Source organism: Pseudomonas sp. 8(2025), from assembly GCF_052665325.1.
On sequence record NZ_JBQOIE010000001.1, the window covers coordinates 556,294 to 574,794 of the forward strand.

At 63.8% G+C, this 18,501-nt stretch carries 21 protein-coding genes; 8 read left to right on the top strand and 13 right to left on the bottom strand.

All coding sequences use genetic code 11. The features are described from left to right. Positions 1-41: 41 nt before the first annotated feature. The 5 genes from ACUXVH_RS02640 to ACUXVH_RS02660 form a co-directional block, all read right to left on the bottom strand. Entirely contained in the window at positions 42-872 is an 831-nt protein-coding gene (locus ACUXVH_RS02640; RefSeq protein ID WP_011064036.1) for an AraC family transcriptional regulator, read from the bottom strand. Continuing rightward, the gene (locus ACUXVH_RS02645; protein ID WP_019095297.1) at positions 865-1,866 is read right to left on the bottom strand and encodes a hydrolase; all 1,002 of its coding nucleotides are present in this window, start codon (positions 1,864-1,866) and stop codon (positions 865-867) included. Before ACUXVH_RS02645 ends, ACUXVH_RS02640 begins: the two co-directional genes overlap by 8 nt. Positions 1,867-1,997: 131 nt before the next feature. After that, positions 1,998-2,618, bottom strand: coding sequence for a 16S rRNA (guanine(966)-N(2))-methyltransferase RsmD (gene rsmD, locus ACUXVH_RS02650; RefSeq protein WP_011064034.1), 621 nt, complete (start codon positions 2,616-2,618; stop codon positions 1,998-2,000). After that, positions 2,618-4,108, bottom strand: coding sequence for a M16 family metallopeptidase (locus tag ACUXVH_RS02655; protein ID WP_065365086.1), 1,491 nt, complete (start codon positions 4,106-4,108; stop codon positions 2,618-2,620). Before ACUXVH_RS02655 ends, rsmD begins: the two co-directional genes overlap by 1 nt. After that, positions 4,101-5,456, bottom strand: a complete 1,356-nt coding sequence (locus ACUXVH_RS02660) for a M16 family metallopeptidase (RefSeq protein ID WP_011064032.1) — start codon at positions 5,454-5,456, stop codon at positions 4,101-4,103. Before ACUXVH_RS02660 ends, ACUXVH_RS02655 begins: the two co-directional genes overlap by 8 nt. A gap of 355 nt (positions 5,457-5,811) precedes the next feature. Between ACUXVH_RS02660 and ftsY the strand changes: the two genes are divergently transcribed. From ftsY to rpoH, 4 genes are all read left to right on the top strand, one after another. Further along, positions 5,812-7,323 (top strand): signal recognition particle-docking protein FtsY, encoded by a 1,512-nt coding sequence (gene ftsY / locus ACUXVH_RS02665; RefSeq protein ID WP_445493829.1) that lies wholly within the window; start codon positions 5,812-5,814, stop codon positions 7,321-7,323. After that, complete coding sequence (gene ftsE, locus ACUXVH_RS02670) at positions 7,320-7,991, top strand: cell division ATP-binding protein FtsE (RefSeq protein WP_011064030.1); 672 nt, start codon at positions 7,320-7,322, stop codon at positions 7,989-7,991. Before ftsY ends, ftsE begins: the two co-directional genes overlap by 4 nt. After that, positions 7,988-9,010, top strand: a complete 1,023-nt coding sequence (gene ftsX, locus ACUXVH_RS02675; protein WP_015637373.1) for a permease-like cell division protein FtsX — start codon at positions 7,988-7,990, stop codon at positions 9,008-9,010. Before ftsE ends, ftsX begins: the two co-directional genes overlap by 4 nt. Positions 9,011-9,123: 113 nt before the next feature. Then, the gene (rpoH, locus tag ACUXVH_RS02680; protein WP_011064028.1) at positions 9,124-9,978 is read left to right on the top strand and encodes an RNA polymerase sigma factor RpoH; all 855 of its coding nucleotides are present in this window, start codon (positions 9,124-9,126) and stop codon (positions 9,976-9,978) included. 146 nt (positions 9,979-10,124) lie between these two features. On the opposite strand, the gene mtgA is transcribed toward rpoH, so the two are convergent. Next, on the bottom strand, positions 10,125-10,847 hold the full coding sequence (mtgA, locus tag ACUXVH_RS02685; protein ID WP_011064027.1) for a monofunctional biosynthetic peptidoglycan transglycosylase: 723 nt from the start codon (positions 10,845-10,847) through the stop codon (positions 10,125-10,127). A gap of 74 nt (positions 10,848-10,921) precedes the next feature. On the opposite strand from mtgA, the gene ACUXVH_RS02690 reads away from it, so the two are divergent. The 4 genes from ACUXVH_RS02690 to trmB all read left to right on the top strand — a co-directional run bounded on the left by ACUXVH_RS02690 (position 10,922) and on the right by trmB (position 13,266). Then, positions 10,922-11,302, top strand: a complete 381-nt coding sequence (locus ACUXVH_RS02690; protein ID WP_011064026.1) for a DUF423 domain-containing protein — start codon at positions 10,922-10,924, stop codon at positions 11,300-11,302. Between the two features lie 70 nt (positions 11,303-11,372). Beyond that, positions 11,373-11,573 (top strand): sulfur carrier protein ThiS, encoded by a 201-nt coding sequence (gene thiS, locus ACUXVH_RS02695; protein WP_011064025.1) that lies wholly within the window; start codon positions 11,373-11,375, stop codon positions 11,571-11,573. Positions 11,574-11,736: 163 nt separating this feature from the next. Further along, the gene (locus tag ACUXVH_RS02700; RefSeq protein WP_011064024.1) at positions 11,737-12,531 is read left to right on the top strand and encodes a thiazole synthase; all 795 of its coding nucleotides are present in this window, start codon (positions 11,737-11,739) and stop codon (positions 12,529-12,531) included. Between the two features lie 9 nt (positions 12,532-12,540). Continuing rightward, complete coding sequence (trmB, locus tag ACUXVH_RS02705) at positions 12,541-13,266, top strand: tRNA (guanosine(46)-N7)-methyltransferase TrmB (RefSeq protein WP_011064023.1); 726 nt, start codon at positions 12,541-12,543, stop codon at positions 13,264-13,266. 93 nt (positions 13,267-13,359) lie between these two features. On the opposite strand, the gene ACUXVH_RS02710 is transcribed toward trmB, so the two are convergent. The 7 genes from ACUXVH_RS02710 to metX form a co-directional block, all read right to left on the bottom strand. Then, positions 13,360-13,908, bottom strand: a complete 549-nt coding sequence (locus tag ACUXVH_RS02710; protein ID WP_011064022.1) for an RNA 2'-phosphotransferase — start codon at positions 13,906-13,908, stop codon at positions 13,360-13,362. An 87-nt stretch (positions 13,909-13,995) separates the two neighbouring features. Beyond that, positions 13,996-14,319, bottom strand: a complete 324-nt coding sequence (locus ACUXVH_RS02715; protein WP_011064021.1) for a DUF3392 domain-containing protein — start codon at positions 14,317-14,319, stop codon at positions 13,996-13,998. 9 nt (positions 14,320-14,328) lie between these two features. Beyond that, the gene (hemW, locus tag ACUXVH_RS02720; protein WP_011064020.1) at positions 14,329-15,531 is read right to left on the bottom strand and encodes a radical SAM family heme chaperone HemW; all 1,203 of its coding nucleotides are present in this window, start codon (positions 15,529-15,531) and stop codon (positions 14,329-14,331) included. Then, positions 15,528-16,124, bottom strand: a complete 597-nt coding sequence (gene rdgB / locus ACUXVH_RS02725; protein WP_026020234.1) for an RdgB/HAM1 family non-canonical purine NTP pyrophosphatase — start codon at positions 16,122-16,124, stop codon at positions 15,528-15,530. The genes hemW and rdgB overlap by 4 nt, the downstream gene beginning before the upstream one ends. Further along, positions 16,121-16,555: a DUF4426 domain-containing protein gene (locus tag ACUXVH_RS02730; protein ID WP_011064018.1), complete on the bottom strand. Its 435-nt coding sequence runs from the start codon at positions 16,553-16,555 to the stop codon at positions 16,121-16,123. The genes rdgB and ACUXVH_RS02730 overlap by 4 nt, the downstream gene beginning before the upstream one ends. A gap of 26 nt (positions 16,556-16,581) precedes the next feature. Further along, on the bottom strand, positions 16,582-17,202 hold the full coding sequence (gene metW / locus ACUXVH_RS02735) for a methionine biosynthesis protein MetW (RefSeq protein ID WP_011064017.1): 621 nt from the start codon (positions 17,200-17,202) through the stop codon (positions 16,582-16,584). Between the two features lie 7 nt (positions 17,203-17,209). Beyond that, positions 17,210-18,349 carry a homoserine O-succinyltransferase MetX gene (metX, locus tag ACUXVH_RS02740; RefSeq protein WP_011064016.1) on the bottom strand — a complete coding sequence of 380 codons (1,140 nt, stop codon included), beginning with the start codon at positions 18,347-18,349 and terminating at the stop codon, positions 17,210-17,212. Positions 18,350-18,501 lie beyond the last annotated feature (152 nt).

Below are 18,501 nucleotides of genomic sequence, written 5' to 3' on the forward strand. Positions count from 1 at the left end.
GGACCTGTAGGAGCGAGCTTGCTCGCGAAAGCCGCACCGCCCTACTGCAGAACGGCACTGCGATAAGCCGCCGGCGCTACCCCATACACCTGCTTGAACTGCCGACTGAGGTGACTCTGGTCGGCAAACCCCAGTTGTGTCGCCACTTCCAGGGGCAGGCAGCCATCACGCAGCAAGGCCCGGGCCTTGGCGATGCGCTGTTGCATCAACCAGGTGTGGGGCGGAATCCCTGTAGCCCGGCGAAACACCCGGGCGAAATGGAACGGTGACAGGTTCACCGCTGCTGCCAGTTCCTCCAGTGAAGGCGGCGCCGCCAGCTGCGAGCGCAGCAACTCCTTGGCCTGGACGATGGCACGGTGTTCCTGCCCGGGTTCACCTGGTGCCCGCACTCCGGCGTGCCGTTGCAACAGCAACAGCAGCATTTCTCGCCATTGGGTCTGTTGTTGCAGGGCCGTGGCCGGGCTTTCCAGCAGGTGGTGCAGCCGGGCAAAACCCTGTACCAGGTCCGGATCGCGGTACAAGGTGGCGCCGAAGGCCGGCAGGCTGCCGCTGGGCAGTTCCAGTTCATCCAGCAGGCCGAATATCTGCTGGTTCTCCGGGTAGAAGGCGCGGTACAGCCAGCCGTCTTCCACGCCCTTGGCCCCGGTGTGCAGCTCGTCCGGGTTGATCAGCACCAGGGTGCCACTGCCCGCCAAATGCTCGGCTCCGCGATAGCGGTAGCGCTGGGCACCGGCCATGATCATGCCGATCACATAGCCCTCATGCACATGGGGCACGAAACGCTGCTCGATGTAACGCGCGGCCAGCAACTCGACCCCGGCCAGGGGCGCACTCTGCCAGAAGCGGATCGATTCCCGGGCTGGCTTATCCATGGCGATCCAGGCCAGCCAACCACTGCGGGATCCGCCGCTCCAGGTAATAGCCGGGGTGTTTCAGGCTGCCGTCGACAAAACCCACATGGCCACCCTTGGCCTGCAGCTCGAACTGGGTGCTGGCGGATAGCTCGCTGGCTTCGGGCAGGCTGTGACGGAATACGAAGGGGTCGTCCGCGGCCTGGATGATCAGGGTTGGGGTGCGGATTTGCCCCAGGAAATAGCGGCTGGAGGCGCGGCGGTAATAGTCCTGGGCATCGGCAAAGCCGTGCAGCGGCGCGGTGACCCGGCCGTCGAAGTCCCAGAAGGTGCGCATCTTGGTCAGCGGCCCCAGTTGCGCCAGGGTGGCCAGGCCTTCGTGGCGGCCGTCGTGCTGGAACTGGCGCTGCTTGTCCTTGATGTAGGCCAGCATCTCGCGCATGAAGTGCGCCTGGTAGACCTTGGAAAAACCCTGGCCTATGCGATCGGCGCACTGGTCCAGGCGAAACGGCACCGACACCGCCGTGGCGCCTTGCAACGGGCTGTCGCTGCCGCTTTCCCCTAGGTATTTGAGCAGCACATTGCCCCCCAGGGAGTAGCCCACCGCATAGAGCGGCGCCTGGGGGCGCTTGGCCCGCAGGTGAGCGATGGCTGCAGCCAGGTCTTCGCTGGCCCCGGAGTGGTAGCTGCGGGGCAGCAGGTTGGGCTCGCCGGAACAGCCGCGCCAGTTCAGCGCCGCGCTGGCCCAGCCCCGGGTTGCCAGGGCCTGCTGCAGGCCGGCCACGTAAGGCGAGTTGGAGGAACCGGTCAAACCATGCAGCACCAGCACCAGGGGCGCGTCGGCGCTATGGGGGCCGTGCCAGTCCAGGTCGAGAAAGTCGCCGTCGTCCAGCCACAAGCGTTCGCGCTGGCGCTCAAGATGAGTGGTCGGGCGCCACAGCGGGCCCCACAGGGTCTGCAGGTGCGGGTTGCCAAGGCCGAAGGCGGGGGTGAAGCGATCAGGCGAGTCGGGCACGGGGAGGGTCTCGATGCAGCGGCGCGCAGCCCGGGCGGGCTGCGTACCTTGTTCCGGTCGGCTTGAGAGCCTGACTACGATCTGCTGCGCGGCTCGGGCCTGAGCGTTGCTCGCGAGGTCGTGATCAGGTTCTAGGCGACGTTGTCTGCCATACGTTGCCACAACGAGTAATACACCTGCCCGGATTTTTGTTCACGGTGCAGGCGCCAGCTTCCGGGTAGCCCCAGGGTCGATGGCGCGGTTTCGCTTTCGGTGTAGATCCAGGCGTCGTCCGCCAGCCAGCCGCGCTCTTCCAGCAGGGCGCAGGCGGCGGGCAGCAGGTTCTGATTGAACGGCGGGTCGAGGAAGGCCAGGTCGAACGGCGTGGCCGGCTGGGTTTCCAGGTAGCGCAGGGCGTCGGCGGTCTGGGCCTGGCCGACGGTGCAGCGCAGGGTCCCCAGGTGCTCGCGCAGGCTGGAAATGGCCACGCTGCTGCTGTCCAGGGCCAGGCCCGTGGCGGCGCCACGGGACAGGGCTTCGAGAAACACCGCGCCGCTGCCGGCGAACAGGTCGATGACCTTGGCCCCGGCCACATAGGGCGCCAACCAGTTGAACAGGGTTTCGCGCACCCGGTCCGGGGTCGGCCGTAGCCCCGGCAGGTCGGGGAAGCTCAGCTTGCGGCTGCGCCATTCGCCGCCAATGATGCGCAACTGGCCCACGCCATTGTGCTGGTTGTGGACGGGTTTCTTGCTGGGACGGGCTGGACGGGCCATTAATGCTCCGGAACCCCGAGCGGCTGCTCGGCGGGTTTGTCAGTGGGGGGCGGCAACGGCTTTTGCGCGACGGTGGGGCCGGCGCTGACGATGACCATCTTGTCGACATTCAGGTGCTTGTTCATGGCGGCCTTGACCTGCTCCACCGTCAGCTCCTGGGATTGACGCATGAAGTCTTCCAGGTAGCTCAACGGCAGGTTGTAGAAACCCATGGCGCCCAGCTGGCCGACGATATCGGCGTTGCTGGCGGTGGACAGCGGGAAGCTGCCAGCCAGTTCACGCTTGGCGTCGTCCAGTTCTTTCTGGGTCGGGCCGTTCTTCAGGTACTCGGCGAACACGTCCTGCACCAGCTTCAGGGTGCCTTCGCTCATTTCCGCGCGGGTCTGCAGGTTGATCATGAACGGGCCGCGGGCCTGCATCGGGGTGAAACCCGAGTAGACGCCGTAGGTCAGGCCGCGCTTCTCGCGCACTTCGCTCATCAGCCGGGTGCCGAAGCCGCCACCGCCGAGAATCTGGTTGCCCAGGGAGACAGCGGCGTAGTCCGGGTCGTCACGGTCGATGCCCAGTTGCGCCAGCATCAGGCTGGTCTGGCTCGACGGGAACTCGATATGGCCGATGCTGGCCTTGGGTTCGGCAGGTTGCTCGATCTTCGCCAGCGCCGGGCCTTTTGGCAGGGCGGCGGAGACTTGCGCGGCAATCGCCTCGGCGTCGCTGCGGGACAGGTCGCCGACCAGGGCGATCACCACGTTGCCTGCGGCATAGGCCTTGGCGTGGAAAGCCTTGAGCTGGGCCAGGGTGATCGGCGGGATGCTCTTGGCATCGCCGTCGCTGGCATGGGCGTAAGGGTGGGTGCCATACAGGCGCTTCATCAGCTCCAGGCTGGCCAGCTTGCCGGGGTTCTGCTTCTGGTATTCGAAGCCGGCGAGCATCTGGTTCTTGATCCGCGCCAGGGAGTCGGCGGGGAAGGTCGGCTTGCCCACCACTTCGGCGAACAGCTTCAGCGCCGGTTCGCGCTTATCCACAGCGCTCAGGCTGCGCAGCGAGGCCACGGCCATGTCCTTGTAGGCGCCGTTGCCGAAATCCGCACCCAGGCCTTCGAAGCCCTGGGCGATGGCGCCTACATCCTTGCCGGCCACGCCTTCGTTGAGCATGGCGTTGGTCAGCAGGGCCACGCCCGGCGCGTTGCCGTCCTGGCTGCTGCCGGCGGCGAAGATCAGGCGCAGGTCGAACATCGGCAGCTCGCGGGCTTCGACGAACAGCACCTTGGCGCCTTCGGCGGTGTTCCAGGTCTGCACATTGAGGTTGCGGTGGCTGGGGGCCTTGCCATCCAGCTCGGCCAGGGATTGGAGCTTCTGGCTGGTCTTGGCGTTGTCCAGGGCCTGGCTGGCATTGGATTCGCCGGAACGCGACAGGTACAGGCCGCCGGCGGTGAGCAGGGCCACCAGGGCCAGGCCCAGCAGGACCGGCGAGGCATTCTTGCGCTTACTCATGAGCGGACTCCTCAGGCAGTACATGGGCCACGCTCATACGTTCCCGGGTGAAATAGGTGCGGGCGGCCTTCTGGATGTCTTCCGGGGTCACGCTTTGCAGTTCCGCAAGCTCGGTGTCCATCAGCTTCCACGACAGGCCGACGGTTTCCAGCTGGCCGATGGCGGTGGCCTGGCTGGTGATGGAGTCACGTTCGTAGACCAGCCCGGCGATCACCTGGGCTCGCACCCGCTCCAGTTCCTCGGCGGATGGCGGGGTGGTCTTCAACTGGTCCAGCAGGCGCCACAGCCCGGCTTCGGCCTGGGCGATGGTTTTCTTCTTCTGGCTGTTGGGGGTGGCCGAAAGCATGAACAGGCTGTCGCCCCGGGTGTAGGCGTCGTAGCTGGTGGAGCCGCCGGACAACAACTCTTCGCCGCGCTCCAGCTGGGTCGGGATGCGGGCGCTGTAGCCGCCGTCCAGCAGGGCCGCGGCCAGGCGCAGGGCGTTCACCGCGCGTTTGTCTTCGGCGGTGGCGATGCTCGGCACGTTGAAGGCCAGCATCAGGCTCGGCAGTTGGGTCTTGACGTGCAAGGTGATCAGGCGCTCGCCGGGCTCGGCCAGCTCCATGGGGATCTTCGCCGGTGGCACGTCACGCTTGGGGATCGCGCCGAAGTAGCGTTGGGCCAGGGTTTTCACCTCGTCCGGGGTGACGTCGCCGACTACCACCAGGGTGGCATTGTTCGGCACGTACCAGGCCTGGTACCAGTGGCGCAGTTCCTCGACCTTCATCCGGTTCAGGTCGGCCATCCAGCCGATGGTCGGCGTGTGGTAGCCGCTGGCCGGGTAGGCCATGGCCTTGAAGCGTTCGTAGGCCTTGGACATCGGCTTGTCGTCGGTGCGCAGGCGGCGCTCTTCCTTGATGACCTCGATTTCGCGGCTGAACTCGTCGGCCGGCAGGCGCAGGCTGGCCATGCGGTCGGCTTCCAGCTCCAGGGCCACGCCCAGGCGGTCGCGGGCCAGGACCTGGTAATAGGCCGTGAAGTCGTCGCTGGTGAAGGCGTTCTCTTCGGCGCCCAGGTCCCGCAGGATCAGGGAGGCCTCGCCGGGGCCGACTTTCTCGCTGCCCTTGAACATCATGTGTTCCAGGGCGTGGGACAAACCGGTCTGGCCCGGGGTTTCGTAGCTGGAGCCGACCTTGTACCAGACCTGGGACACCACCACCGGCGCGCGATGATCTTCGCGGACCACGACCTTGAGGCCGTTGTCGAGGGTGAATTCATGGGTGGGTTGAGGGTCGGCAGCCAGGGCTGCAAGGGGCAGACAAACTGTGCTGAGCAGCAGGCCTGCGGCGCGGCGGGCTAGAGCATTCATTCGTTTTTAAACCTGTTGGGCTGCCCGCTTGGTCTTAGCCTGTGCGGGCGAGGAGGTGCTAGGATACTGATCCGTTTTACTGGCGGCCACGCCTATCAGGTCTTCGCGGATCAGCATGTACTTGAGCAGGTTGTATGAGTTACCGGCAAGAAGCCCTGATTTACCAGCTAGACTTCGACTTTTCGCCGATTTTGCCGTTCCAGTCCTTTAGTAAAATCGCTCCTTGAAGTGCTTTTGGGCATTTCGACAACATGTTGCGCGTGAACAAGCTGGATGAAACACAGTCTGTTCTGCATCGAATATTTATTTACCGAGGCGCCCAGTGGCGCATCGCTACCTTGAGATAGCCGTCTCCATGTTTGGTTCCAACGACGACAAAAAGACCCCAGCCGCGGCTGGCGAGAAGAAAGGCCTGTTCGGATGGCTGCGCAAAAAGCCGCAGGAACCCGTCGTCGAACAGCCGCAAGTGCCTGCCGAGCCGGCACCGACCCCGGTCATCGAACCTGCCGCCAGCGTAGCCCCGGCCGAGCCGGTGGTGCTGCCAATGGCCGAGCCGGTGCTGCAACCGCACATCGCGCCTGAACCGGCGGCCCCCGCGGCGCCCGACCTGCCGCTGGCGGCAAGCGCCGAGCACAAGCCCTGGTTGACCCTGCCGGTGGCGGAAGAACCCGTGGCCCTGGTGGAAGACGCCCAGGCCGAGCATGTGGCTCCGCCGATTCCGGCTGTTGCCGTGCACCCTGAGCCGGTGGTCGAAGCCCCGGTGGTTAGCCCGGCCCCCGTGGTCGAGGTGCAAGCCCCGGTTGCCCCGGTATTCGTCGCCCCTGAACCTGTTGCTCCTGCTCCTGCTCCTGCTCCTGCTCCTGTAGCCGAGCCGGTTGTGGCGGCGGCAGAGCCCGAGCCTGTGACCGAGCCCGTCCGTCCCGCCGAAGAGAGCAAGATCGGCTTCTTCGCTCGCCTCAAGCAGGGCCTGTCCAAGACCAGCGCCAGCATTGGCGAAGGCATGGCCAGCCTGTTCCTGGGCAAGAAGGCCATCGATGACGAATTGCTGGAAGACCTGGAAACCCGCCTGCTGACCGCAGACGTCGGGGTCGAGGCGACTTCGGTGATCATCCAGAACCTGACCCAGAAGGTGGCACGCAAGCAGCTCACCGACTCCGATGCGCTGTATGCCTCGCTGCAGGCCGAACTCACCAGCATGCTCAAGCCGGTGGAACAACCACTGCAGATCGTCGCCCAGAACAAGCCGTTCGTGATCCTGGTGGTGGGCGTCAACGGCGCCGGCAAGACCACCACCATCGGCAAGCTGGCGAAGAAGCTGCAGTTGGAAGGCAAGAAAGTCATGCTGGCCGCTGGCGACACCTTCCGCGCCGCGGCAGTGGAGCAGCTGCAAGTCTGGGGCGAGCGCAACAAGATCCCGGTCATCGCCCAGCACACCGGTGCCGATTCGGCCTCGGTGATCTTCGATGCGGTGCAAGCGGCCAAGGCCCGTGGCATTGACGTGCTGATCGCCGACACGGCGGGGCGCCTGCACACCAAAGACAACCTGATGGAAGAGCTGAAGAAAGTCCGTCGGGTCATCGGCAAGCTCGATGCCGACGCGCCCCATGAGGTGCTGCTGGTGCTGGACGCCGGTACTGGCCAGAACGCCATCAACCAGGCCAAGCAGTTCAACCAGACGGTGCAGTTGTCCGGCCTGGCCCTGACCAAGCTCGACGGTACCGCCAAGGGGGGAGTGATCTTCGCCCTGGCCAAGCAGTTCGGCCTGCCGATCCGTTATATCGGCGTCGGTGAAGGCATCGACGACTTGCGTACCTTTGAAGCCGAACCCTTTGTCCAGGCATTGTTTGCCGAGCGGGAGCGTTCATGATTCGTTTCGAACAGGTCGGTAAGCGCTACCCCAACGGTCACGTTGGCCTGCATGAGCTGAGCTTTCGCGTGCGTCGCGGCGAATTCCTGTTTGTCACCGGCCATTCCGGCGCTGGTAAGAGCACCTTGCTGCGCCTGCTGCTGGCCATGGAGCGTCCCACCACCGGCAAGCTGCTGCTGGCCGGGCAGGACCTGGGGCAGATCAGCAATGCGCAGATCCCGTTCCTGCGGCGGCAGATCGGCGTGGTGTTCCAGAACCACCAGTTGCTGTTCGACCGCACCGTATTCAACAACGTCGCCCTGCCGCTGCAGATCCTCGGCCTGTCCAAGGCGGAAATCGCCAAGCGGGTGGACTCGGCCCTGGAGCGCGTAGCGCTGTCGGACAAGACCGATCTGTACCCCGGCGACCTGTCCACCGGTCAGCAGCAGCGCGTGGGCATCGCCCGGGCCATCGTCCACCGCCCGGCTCTGCTGCTGGCGGACGAACCCACCGGTAACCTCGACCCGCGTCTTGCGGCGGAAATCATGGGCGTGTTCGAAGACATCAACCGCCTGGGCACCAGCGTGCTGATCGCCAGCCACGACCTGGCACTGATCGCCCGCATGCGCCACCGCATGCTGACCTTGCAACGCGGACGCTTGATCGGCGACGGGGAGGCCGGCGTATGAGTGCTACACGTACCCCTAAAGTGGCGGAGCGCGTAGCGCCCAAGGCTTCCGAAGCACCACCGCCGAAGAAAAAGCGTGACGAGGACGACGGCCCGGATTTCGGCACCCTGCTACACGCCTGGATCGAAAGCCATCGCGCCAGCCTGCTGGACAGCCTGCGGCGCCTGGGCAAACAGCCCATCGGCAGCTTCTTTACCTGCCTGGTGATGGCCGTGGCCTTGAGCCTGCCCATGGGCTTGTCGCTGTTGCTCAATAATGTCGAGCGCCTGGGCGGTTCCTGGCAGCGCGCGGCGCAGATCTCGCTGTACCTGGATCTGGGGGCTTCTGCCACCGAGGGCGAGAAGCTCAGTGAAGAGATCAAGGGCCTGCCCGGTGTGGCGGATGCCGAGTTCATCAGCAAGGAAAAGGCCCTGGAGGAGTTCCAGCAGCAGTCCGGGCTGGGCGAGGCCTTGCGCGAACTGCCCCATAACCCGCTGCCGGGTGTAGTGCTGGTCACACCGAACGAAGTGGACAAGGCGACCCTGGAAGCCCTGCGCCAGCGGTTGTCGGAAATGCCCAAGGTGCAACTGGCGCAACTGGACCTGGTATGGGTCGAGCGGCTGGCGGCGATCCTCAAGCTGGGGGACCGCTTTGTCTTCGGCCTGACGGTGCTGCTGGTTTCTGCATTACTTTTGGTGATAGGCAATACCATTCGTCTTCATATTGAAAACCGCCGCACCGAGATAGAAGTGATTAAACTCGTCGGCGGCACGGACAGTTATGTTCGTCGGCCCTTCCTCTATATGGGGGCGCTGTATGGTTTCGGCGCGGGGATCCTGTCCTGGGGTGTATTGGCGTTTGGCCTGAACTGGCTGAACGATGCGGTAATCGGTCTGGCTGGCTTGTATGGCAGCGATTTTGCCCTCGCGGGGGTGCCGGTTGCCGATGGTCTGTCGCTCTTGCTAGGGGCGGTGCTGTTGGGTTATATCGGTGCGTGGATTGCGGTGGCCCGTCACCTGAGGGAACTGGCACCGAAGTAATATCTTTTTGCTTGTATTGACCTTTCAGCATTTTTGGGAACTTGTTTCGCGGTTTCCGGTCAATTTTCGCAGTGCTGAACGGCACGAGTTATGTGAGTCGGAGGTTTTTTCGTATGACCACTTCTTTGCAACCTGCTTACGCATTGGTTCCAGGCGCAAACCTGGAGGCTTATGTGCACACGGTGAACAGCATTCCATTGCTGACACCCGAGCAGGAGCGTGAACTGGCCGAGAGTCTCTACTATGAGCAGGATCTTGAGGCGGCTCGGCAGATGGTGCTCGCCCACCTGCGTTTTGTCGTACATATCGCCCGTAGCTATTCCGGCTACGGGTTGGCCCAGGCTGACCTGATCCAGGAAGGCAACGTTGGCCTGATGAAAGCCGTGAAGCGCTTCAACCCTGAAATGGGTGTGCGCCTGGTGTCCTTTGCCGTGCACTGGATCAAGGCGGAAATTCACGAGTTCATCCTGCGTAACTGGCGGATTGTGAAGGTTGCTACCACCAAGGCGCAGCGCAAGCTGTTCTTCAACCTGCGCAGCCAGAAGAAGCGTCTGGCCTGGCTGAACAACGAAGAAGTTCACCGCGTGGCGGAAAGCCTGGGCGTGGAGCCTCGTGAAGTGCGGGAAATGGAAAGCCGGCTGACCGGCCAGGACATGGCGTTCGATCCGGCTGCGGAAGCGGACGACGACAGCGCCTTCCAGTCGCCAGCCAACTACCTGGAAGACCACCGCTACGACCCGGCGCTGCAACTTGAGGATGCCGACTGGAGCGACAACTCCACCAGCAACCTGCACGAAGCCCTGGAAGTGCTGGACGAACGCAGCCGTGACATCCTCTACCAGCGCTGGCTGGCCGAAGAGAAAGCCACGCTGCACGACCTGGCGCAGAAGTACAACGTTTCGGCCGAGCGGATTCGCCAGCTGGAAAAAAGCGCGATGAACAAGCTGAAACTGTCCATCGCCGCTTAAGCCTGAAGCGTCATGCAAAACGCCCCGATTACCTCGGGGCGTTTTTGTTTGTGCGGTTGGCGTAGGAGCCGGCTTGCCGGCGAATCCCCAGCCCAGCACCCATCTCGAACATGCTCAAGAAGAACCGGCGCAAAGCCAAATCCGGGTTACTCCGCCCAGGGCGCCCTGCGCGACTCGTTCAGCCGATTCAAGTAATCGGCTCCACCCAACTGGCTCATCTGCCGCCGAACCCAGCCCGCCCGCTGCATCACATAAGTGCTGGGACGTGCTGCGCTCCACACCCTTGGATTGGGCAGGACAGCGGCTAGCAGGCTGGCTTGCTGGCGTGACAGATTGGCCGCGCTGACGCCGAAGTGATGGCGCGCCGCGGCTTCTGCCCCGAACACCCCTTCATCCCATTCGACACTGTTGAGGTAGACCTCAAGAATCCGCTGCTTGGGCCAGAACACTTCGATCAGCGCGGTGAACCAGGCTTCCAGTCCCTTGCGCAGGTAGCTGCGGCCGGACCACAGGAACAGGTTTTTCGACACTTGCTGGCTCAGGGTACTGGCGCCACGGATCGAGCCGCCCCTTTCGTTGTGGATCAACGCTGCCTGGATTGCATCGATATCGAAGCCCCAGTGCTCGGGGAATTTCTGATCCTCGCCGGCGATCACCGCCACCTTGAGGTTGTCGGAGATTTCATCCCAAGGCTTCCAGGTGCGCTGCAGGTCGATGGGGTCGTTGTCGACCCAGGACTCGATCTTGCGCTCTACCATCAGGGCGGTGCCCGGTGGCGGTACGAAACGCAACAGCAGCACCAGCAGGACGCTGCCGACCATGAACCACATCAAGGCTTTTACAAGACGACGAAACAGATAACGCAGCATAGAGATGGCTTGGCCGAACCCGTTGAGCGCGCCATTATACAGACCCTTTGTGCTGAATCTGACTGGAGTTCCTCATGTTGCGTGGCTTCCTGATGCTGGCCGCCTTTTTCGGTTTCACCGGGGTTGCCCTTGGCGCTTTCGCCGCCCACGGTCTTAAAAACCGCCTGAGCACGGACTACCTGGCTATTTTTCATACAGGTGTTACCTATCAACTGGTGCATGCCCTGGCGTTGTTCGGCGTCGCTTTGCTGGCGGCTCATATTCCCGGGCGGCTGGTGACCTGGGCCGGCGCTGCCTTCACCCTGGGCATCCTGCTGTTCTCCGGTAGCCTGTACCTGCTGACCCTGACTGGCACCAGCAAGCTGGGGATCATCACCCCCTTCGGCGGTGTGGCCTTCCTGGTCGGCTGGTTCCTGCTGGGGCTTGCCGCCTGGCGCCTGCAAGTTGCCGGCTGACGCTTGTAGCTGACCTTTAGGTCATGATCGGGCTAGAATGCTGGCCCCTAAAAATGATGGCGGCCTTGGCATGCGCATTCAGTTGAACGGTGAATCCTTTGAACTGCCCGACGGCTCGACCGTTGCGGCCCTGCTGAGCCATCTGGAACTCACCGGACGGCGGATCGCGGTGGAACTCAACCTGGATATCGTTCCGCGCAGCCAGCACGCCGAAACCGCCCTCAACGAAGGTGACCAGGTTGAAGTGGTCCACGCCATCGGCGGCGGCTAGTCACTGGCTTCAACCGCGCTGCTGTCCATCTGCGCAGCGCCCTGGCCCGGCTCCGGGCCCTCTCATGGACGACATGCTTTCACCGGCCCCGGATCGAGGGTCACCAGCGCCCCGGGCCTGATAAAGAATTCTGCAAGAACCTCACCCCAACAGAGGATTTCCGATGAGCAACGTTCGTAGTGACAAGCCTTTCGTCCTGGCCGGTCGGACGTACCAGTCGCGTTTGCTGGTAGGCACCGGCAAGTACCGCGACATGGAAGAAACCCGCCTGGCCATCGAGGCCTCGGGTGCCGAGATCGTGACCGTTGCCGTGCGCCGGACCAATATCGGCCAGAACCCGGGCGAACCGAACCTGCTGGATATCCTGCCGCCGGATCGCTACACCATCCTGCCCAACACCGCCGGCTGCTATGACGCGGTCGAGGCCGTGCGCACCTGCCGCCTGGCCCGTGAGCTGCTCGATGGCCACAACCTGGTGAAGCTGGAAGTCCTGGCCGACCAGAAGACCCTGTTCCCCAACGTGCTGGAAACCCTCAAGGCCGCCGAAGTGCTGGTCAAGGAAGGTTTCGACGTGATGGTCTACACCAGCGATGATCCGATCATCGCCCGCCAGCTGGCGGAAATGGGCTGCATCGCGGTCATGCCCCTGGCGGGCCTGATTGGCACCGGGCTGGGGATCTGCAACCCGTACAACCTGCAGATCATCCTTGAAGAAGCCAAGGTTCCGGTACTGGTGGATGCCGGTGTCGGTACCGCTTCCGACGCCACCATCGCCATGGAACTGGGGTGTGAGGCGGTGCTGATGAACTCGGCCATCGCCCACGCGCAGCAGCCGGTGATGATGGCCGAAGCCATGAAACACGCAATTGTCGCGGGCCGCCTGGCGTACCTCGCCGGTCGCATGCCGAAGAAACTCTATGCCAGCGCCTCTTCGCCGCTGGATGGTCTGATCAAGTAAGAGCCATTGATGACTGAATCAAACGACACGCCAATCCAGCCGGAAGCCGGCGACGAGCGCCAACACCGCCGCATCAAGAGTTTCGTGATGCGCGCCGGGCGCATGACCGAAGGCCAGCAACGCGGCCTGGACCAGGGCGCGCCGCTGTACGTGCTGCCCTTGGCCGACGCCCCGGTGGATTACGACCAGGTGTTCGGCCGTTCGGCACCACGCTCCCTGGAAATCGGCTTCGGCATGGGTCACTCGCTGCTGGAAATGGCGGCGGCGGCTCCGGAACAGGATTTCATCGGCGTTGAGGTTCACCGCCCGGGTGTCGGCGCGCTGCTCAATGGCGTGCTGACCCAGGGCCTGACCAACCTGCGGGTCTACGATTGCGATGCCATCGAGGTGCTCAACCGCTGCATCGCCGACAACAGCCTGGACCGGCTGATGCTGTTCTTCCCCGATCCGTGGCACAAGAGCCGGCACCACAAGCGCCGCATCGTCCAGGCCTCCTTCGCCGAACTGGTGCGCAGCAAGCTCAAGGTTGGCGGCATTCTGCACATGGCCACCGACTGGGAGCCCTATGCCGAATACATGCTGGAGGTGATGAACGTCGCCCCGGGTTATCGCAACCTGGCCGAAGACGGCAAGTGTGTACCGCGCCCGGCCGAACGCCCGATCACCAAGTTCGAGCGTCGCGGCGAGCGCCTGGGCCACGGCGTGTGGGATTTGAAGTTCGAAAAGCTCGCCTGAGCCCCGCGGACACGCTGCTGTAGGAGCTGCCGGGCGGCGTTCCGCTTGCCAGCGAAGAGGCCTTCAAGGTCGCCTTCGCCAACCAGCTGGCTCCTACAGGGCTTTGATGAAGCCGACCGGCACCTGGTCGGTCAGCCACACCCCATTCTCTGCCTGATAGAAGGTGAAACCCTGGGCCTGCATGGCCTGGGCGTCGATCTGCAGGATCACCACCTTGCCATAGCGCTGGCCCACGGCCCGGGCGGTGTCGATTTCCTGGGACAGGTGCACGTGGTGCCGTGAACCCGGGATCAGCCCCTTTTCGTTGATCGAATCCATGAAGCGCGTGGCGGTGCCGTGGAAGAGCACGGCGGGCGGTTGCTTTGCCTCAAGCTGCAATTGCACGGCCTTGTTGGAATGCCCCTGAACGGCACGAATCCGCCGGCTGTCAGCCGAGAGGGCGAAGCGCTTCTTGTCGTTGCCTTCGACCACCAGCTCGATCAGTTCCCGGCTCAGTTGCCGGCCGTTCTTGGCCGCACCGCTGATCAGCGCGTCGATATCGCCCCAGCCTTCGCTGTCCAGTTCCAGGCCGATGGCCTGGGGCTCGTGGCGCAGCACATAGCTGAGGAACTTGCTGGTGTCCTCGATGACTTTCTTGCTCATGTTCTTCCTTGATAACGGGGGCAGCCGTTGGATTGCGTTCGCCGGCTTGGTGTAGGAGCCGGCTTGCCGGCGAAGGGGCCCTGCGAATTAACGACGATCAGCGACCACGCCAATCAGCACCAGCACCACCAACAGCACTGGCGCCAGGCTGTAGTTGTTGAACTGGCTCAGGCCGCGGACGATCCACGGTGTGGCGTAGATCAGCGCCAGGCCGCTGCCGACCATGCACAGCAGGGCCATCAGCGGCACCCGCAGGGCGCCGGCGATGCCGCCCAGGCGCTGTTCGACCCAGCCCTTGATGTCCGCGCCGAACAGCACCAGCAGGCAGCCCACCAGTGCCAGGGCGATTTCCGAGAGGTTGCTGCGACTCCAGCGGGACACGGTGGCGAGCAGGTCGAGTACCAGATCCATGTGATTTCCTTAGATCAGAAAGTATTGCAGCAGGTCATTGAGAAACAGTTGCCCGCGGGCCGTGGCCGCCAGGCGTGACGGTTCGACCTGCAACAAGCCGCTTTGTTCGGCCTGGCGCCGACCTTCGGCGAGGCTGACCAGGTCCAGGCCGGTGCGTTGGGCGAACAGCGCAGCGTCCACGCCATCGGTGAGGCGCAGGGCGTTCATCAGGAACTCGAACGGCAGCTCTTCGTTGCCCAGGGCCTTCTCGCCCGCCTTGAACTGCTTGGCCGGGTTCAGGTAGTCCTTGGGCAGGCGGGTCTTCCAGGTGCGCAGGATGCGCCCGTCCGGGTGGCTGAGTTTGCCGTGGGCACCGGCGCCGATCCCGATGAAGTCGCCAAAGCTCCAGTAGTTCAGGTTGTGCCGCGCCGCGCGCCCGGGCTGGGCGTAGGCCGAGACTTCGTACTGGGCATAGCCGTGTTCGGCCAGCAGGGCCTGTCCGGCTTCCTGGATGTCCCACAGGGTGTCGTCTTCCGGCAGTACCGGTGGCTGGTTCCAGAACACCGTATTGGGCTCCAGGGTCAGCTGGTACCAGGACAGGTGGGTCGGCTTCATCGCAATGGCCTGGCGCAGGTCGCCCAGGGCATCGTCCAGGGACTGGTCCGGCAGGCCGTGCATCAGGTCCAGGTTGAAGTTGTCGAACCCGGCCTGGCGCGCCATGCCAGCGGCGCGAATCGCTTCATCGCCGTTGTGGATGCGGCCCAGGGCCTTGAGCTTCTGTTCCTGGAAACTCTGGATGCCGATGGACAGGCGGTTGATGCCCAGGGCGCGGTAGGCGGTGAATTTTTCCTGCTCGAAGGTCCCGGGGTTGGCTTCCAGGGTGATTTCGATGTCGGGGGCAAACCGGATGCGCTGTTCCACGCCCTTGAGCAGCCGACCCAGGGCCTGGGCGCTGAACAGGCTCGGGGTGCCGCCGCCGAAGAAGATCGAGCTCAGCTCGCGACCGTGCACGGCGTGCAGGTCCTGGTCGAGGTCGGCCAGCAGGGCGTCGACGTACTCCTCTTCCGGTAGCGTCGGGCTGGCCGCGTGGGAGTTGAAGTCGCAGTAGGGGCATTTGCGTACACACCACGGGATGTGGATGTACAGCGCCAGGGGCGGCAACTGGGGCAGCGCCGCCCGGGGCGTATGCGCGCCGCCGAGAATCAGCGGCGACGCGGAGGGCTCGTGGCTCATTTCAGGCCCAGGCGTTGCCGCAGAATGGCCATGGCGCGGGCGCGGTGGCTGAGCTGGTTTTTCTCCTCGGGGCCCAGTTCGGCGCTGGAGCAGTTGCGTTCCGGCACCCAGAACAGCGGGTCGTAGCCGAAGCCGTGCTCGCCGCTGGCGGCGGTAAGGATGCGCCCGTGCCACAGGCCTTCGCAGAGGATCGGCAGCGGATCGTCGGCGTGCCGTACCAGTGCCAGGACGCAGACGAACTGCGCACCGCGCTCGGCTTGCGGGACATCCTTGAGGGCTTCGAGCAGCTTGGCGTTGTTCGCCGCGTCGCCCTGGCCGTCGGCGTAGCGGGCCGAGTAGATGCCCGGGGCGCCACCGAGGAAGTCCACTGCCAGGCCGGAGTCGTCGGCCAGTGCCGGCAAGCCGGAAATGCGTGCGGCATTGCGCGCCTTGAGGATGGCGTTTTCGACGAACGACAGGCCGGTTTCTTCCGGCTCGACGCTGCTGAACTCGCCGATCGAGCGCAATTGCACCGAAGCGCCGAGCATGGCCTGGAGTTCTTTGAGTTTGCCGGCGTTATGGCTGGCCAGTACGAGTTGCGTGAGGTTCATTATTCGCCCGGGAATAGCTCTTGGTTGAAGCTGAAGCTGTTGGTGTCACCGCCAGTCTGCACATTGATGGTGAACGTACGGTTTTCCTGCTGCTCCACCGGGAACTGGGCGATGTAGTAGATCGCGCCCTGCTCGGTGATCTGGCGGAATTTCAGCGGGATGCTCTTGCTGGTCAGGTCCTTGACCGTGCCACTGACCTGGCCGACCAGCGGCTTGCCGTCCTTGATCAGGGAAACGTTGATCACGCCCTGGTTCTTGCTGCGGACCAGCTCCGCCGCCCTGGCGATATCAGGCTGCAGGTAGGTGGAGTTGAAGGTGTTGTAGTGCACGGTGATGTCACCGAACACTTCCTGGCGTTCGCCCTTGATCGGGTCCGCCGCCAGGGCGCTGACGCTCAGGCAGGCAGCCAGTAGAAATGTAACCAGACGTCCCATGATGGTTCTCCTCGATGCAACGTGGTTTATACCGCGACCTTGTGATCTTGCAGGCCGGGACTGCTGACGCGGTAGATGCCGATCTCTCCTAAGAGATTAGGCCATAGCTTACTGGCCCACCCATGGCGGTGTTGTTGATCGACGGCAAGGCGGTTGATCACCCGGGCTTGCCGCTCGCGGCACAGTTCTTCGAAGTCCTCGAAGGTGCAGAAGTGGATGTTCGGCGTGTTGTACCAGGTGTACGGGAGGAACTCCGAGACCGGCATCCGCCCCTTGCTGGCCAGGTACCAGCGGCAGCGCCAGTGACCGAAATTGGGGAAGGTGATGATGCACTGGCGGCCGACCCGGAGCATTTCGTCGAGGATCTTGTCCGGGTAGTGCACGGCTTGCAGGGCCTGGGTCATGACCACGATGTCGAAGCTGTTGCTGGCAAAGTTGCCCAGGCCCTTGTCCAGGTCCTGCTCGATCACGTTGATGCCCTTGGCCACGCACTCGGCGATGTTGTCCGGGTCGTTTTCCAGGCCATAGCCGGTGACCTGCTTGTGCTCCTGCAGCCAGCTCAGCAGCTCGCCGTTACCGCAGCCCAGGTCGAGGACGCGGCTGCCGGCGGGGATCCATTCCTGGATGATTTCCAGATCGGCTCTCATCGTGTCCTCACAAGGTAATGCGGTTCATGTAATGGCTGAACGCCTGCAGGTAGCGCGGGATCGGGATCAGGAAGGCGTCATGCCCCTGCGGTGCGTCGATCTCCAGGTAGCAGACGTCCTTGCGCGCGGCCATCAATGCATCCACCAGTTCCCGGGAGCGGGCCGGGGAGAAGCGCCAGTCGGTGGTGAAGGACATCACGCAGAACTTGGCGGTGGCATGGGCGAAGGTCTTGGCCAGGTCGTCGTCGCAGTTGGCCGCCGGGTCGAAGTAGTCCAGGGCCTTGGTCATCAGCAGGTAGGTGTTGGCATCGAAACGCCCGGAGAACTCCTCGCCCTGGTAGCGCAGGTAGCTTTCCACCTGGAACTCGACGCTGTGGAAGTCGTAGTTGAGCTTCTCGCTCTTGAGCCCACGGCCGAATTTCTCGCCCATGGAGTCATCGGACAGGTAAGTGATATGGCCCACCATTCGCGCCAGCATCAGCCCGCGCTTGGGGATCACCCCCTGTTCCTGGAACGAGCCGCCGTGGAATTCCGGGTCGGTGAGGATCGCCTGGCGCGCCACTTCGTTGAAGGCAATGTTCTGCGCCGAGAGCTTGGGCGCCGAGGCGATGGCCAGGCAGTGCCGTACACGGTCCGGGTAGGTGATGGTCCATTGCAGGGCCTGCATGCCGCCGAGGCTGCCGCCGATCACTGCAGCCCACTGGCTGATGCCCAGGCGATCCGCCAGGCGCGCCTGGCTGTGTACCCAGTCTTCCACGGTGAGCACCGGGAAGTCGGCGCCGAACGGCTTGCCGGTGTCCGGGTTGAGGCTGCTGGGGCCGGTGGAGCCGTTGCAACCGCCGAGGTTGTTGAGGCTGACCACGAAGAACCTGTTGGTGTCGATCGGCTTGCCCGGGCCGATGCAGCTGTCCCACCAACCGGGCTTGCGGTCGTCGACGCTGTGGTAACCGGCGGCGTGATGATGGCCGGACAGGGCGTGGCAGATCAGCACCGCGTTGCTGGCGCTGGCGTTGAGCTGACCGTAGGTTTCGTAGATCAGGTCGTAGGCCGGCAGCGCGCGCCCGCAGGCCAGGGCCAGGGGTTCGCTGAAGTGCGCTATTTGTGGCGTGACCAGACCAACAGAATCGGGGGGAAAGGCAGTTGGCATCGACCCTGCTCTCATTTAAATGAGGCGTAAGTCTAAAGACCGCTGCCCCCAGCGGCAAGCAAAGCCCGGGGCTGTGTTTCGTTGCGGGAAATGATGTGGGAGGTTCGCTGGCAAGCCAGCTCCTGCAGTGAACATGGCGCGCAGGAGCCGGC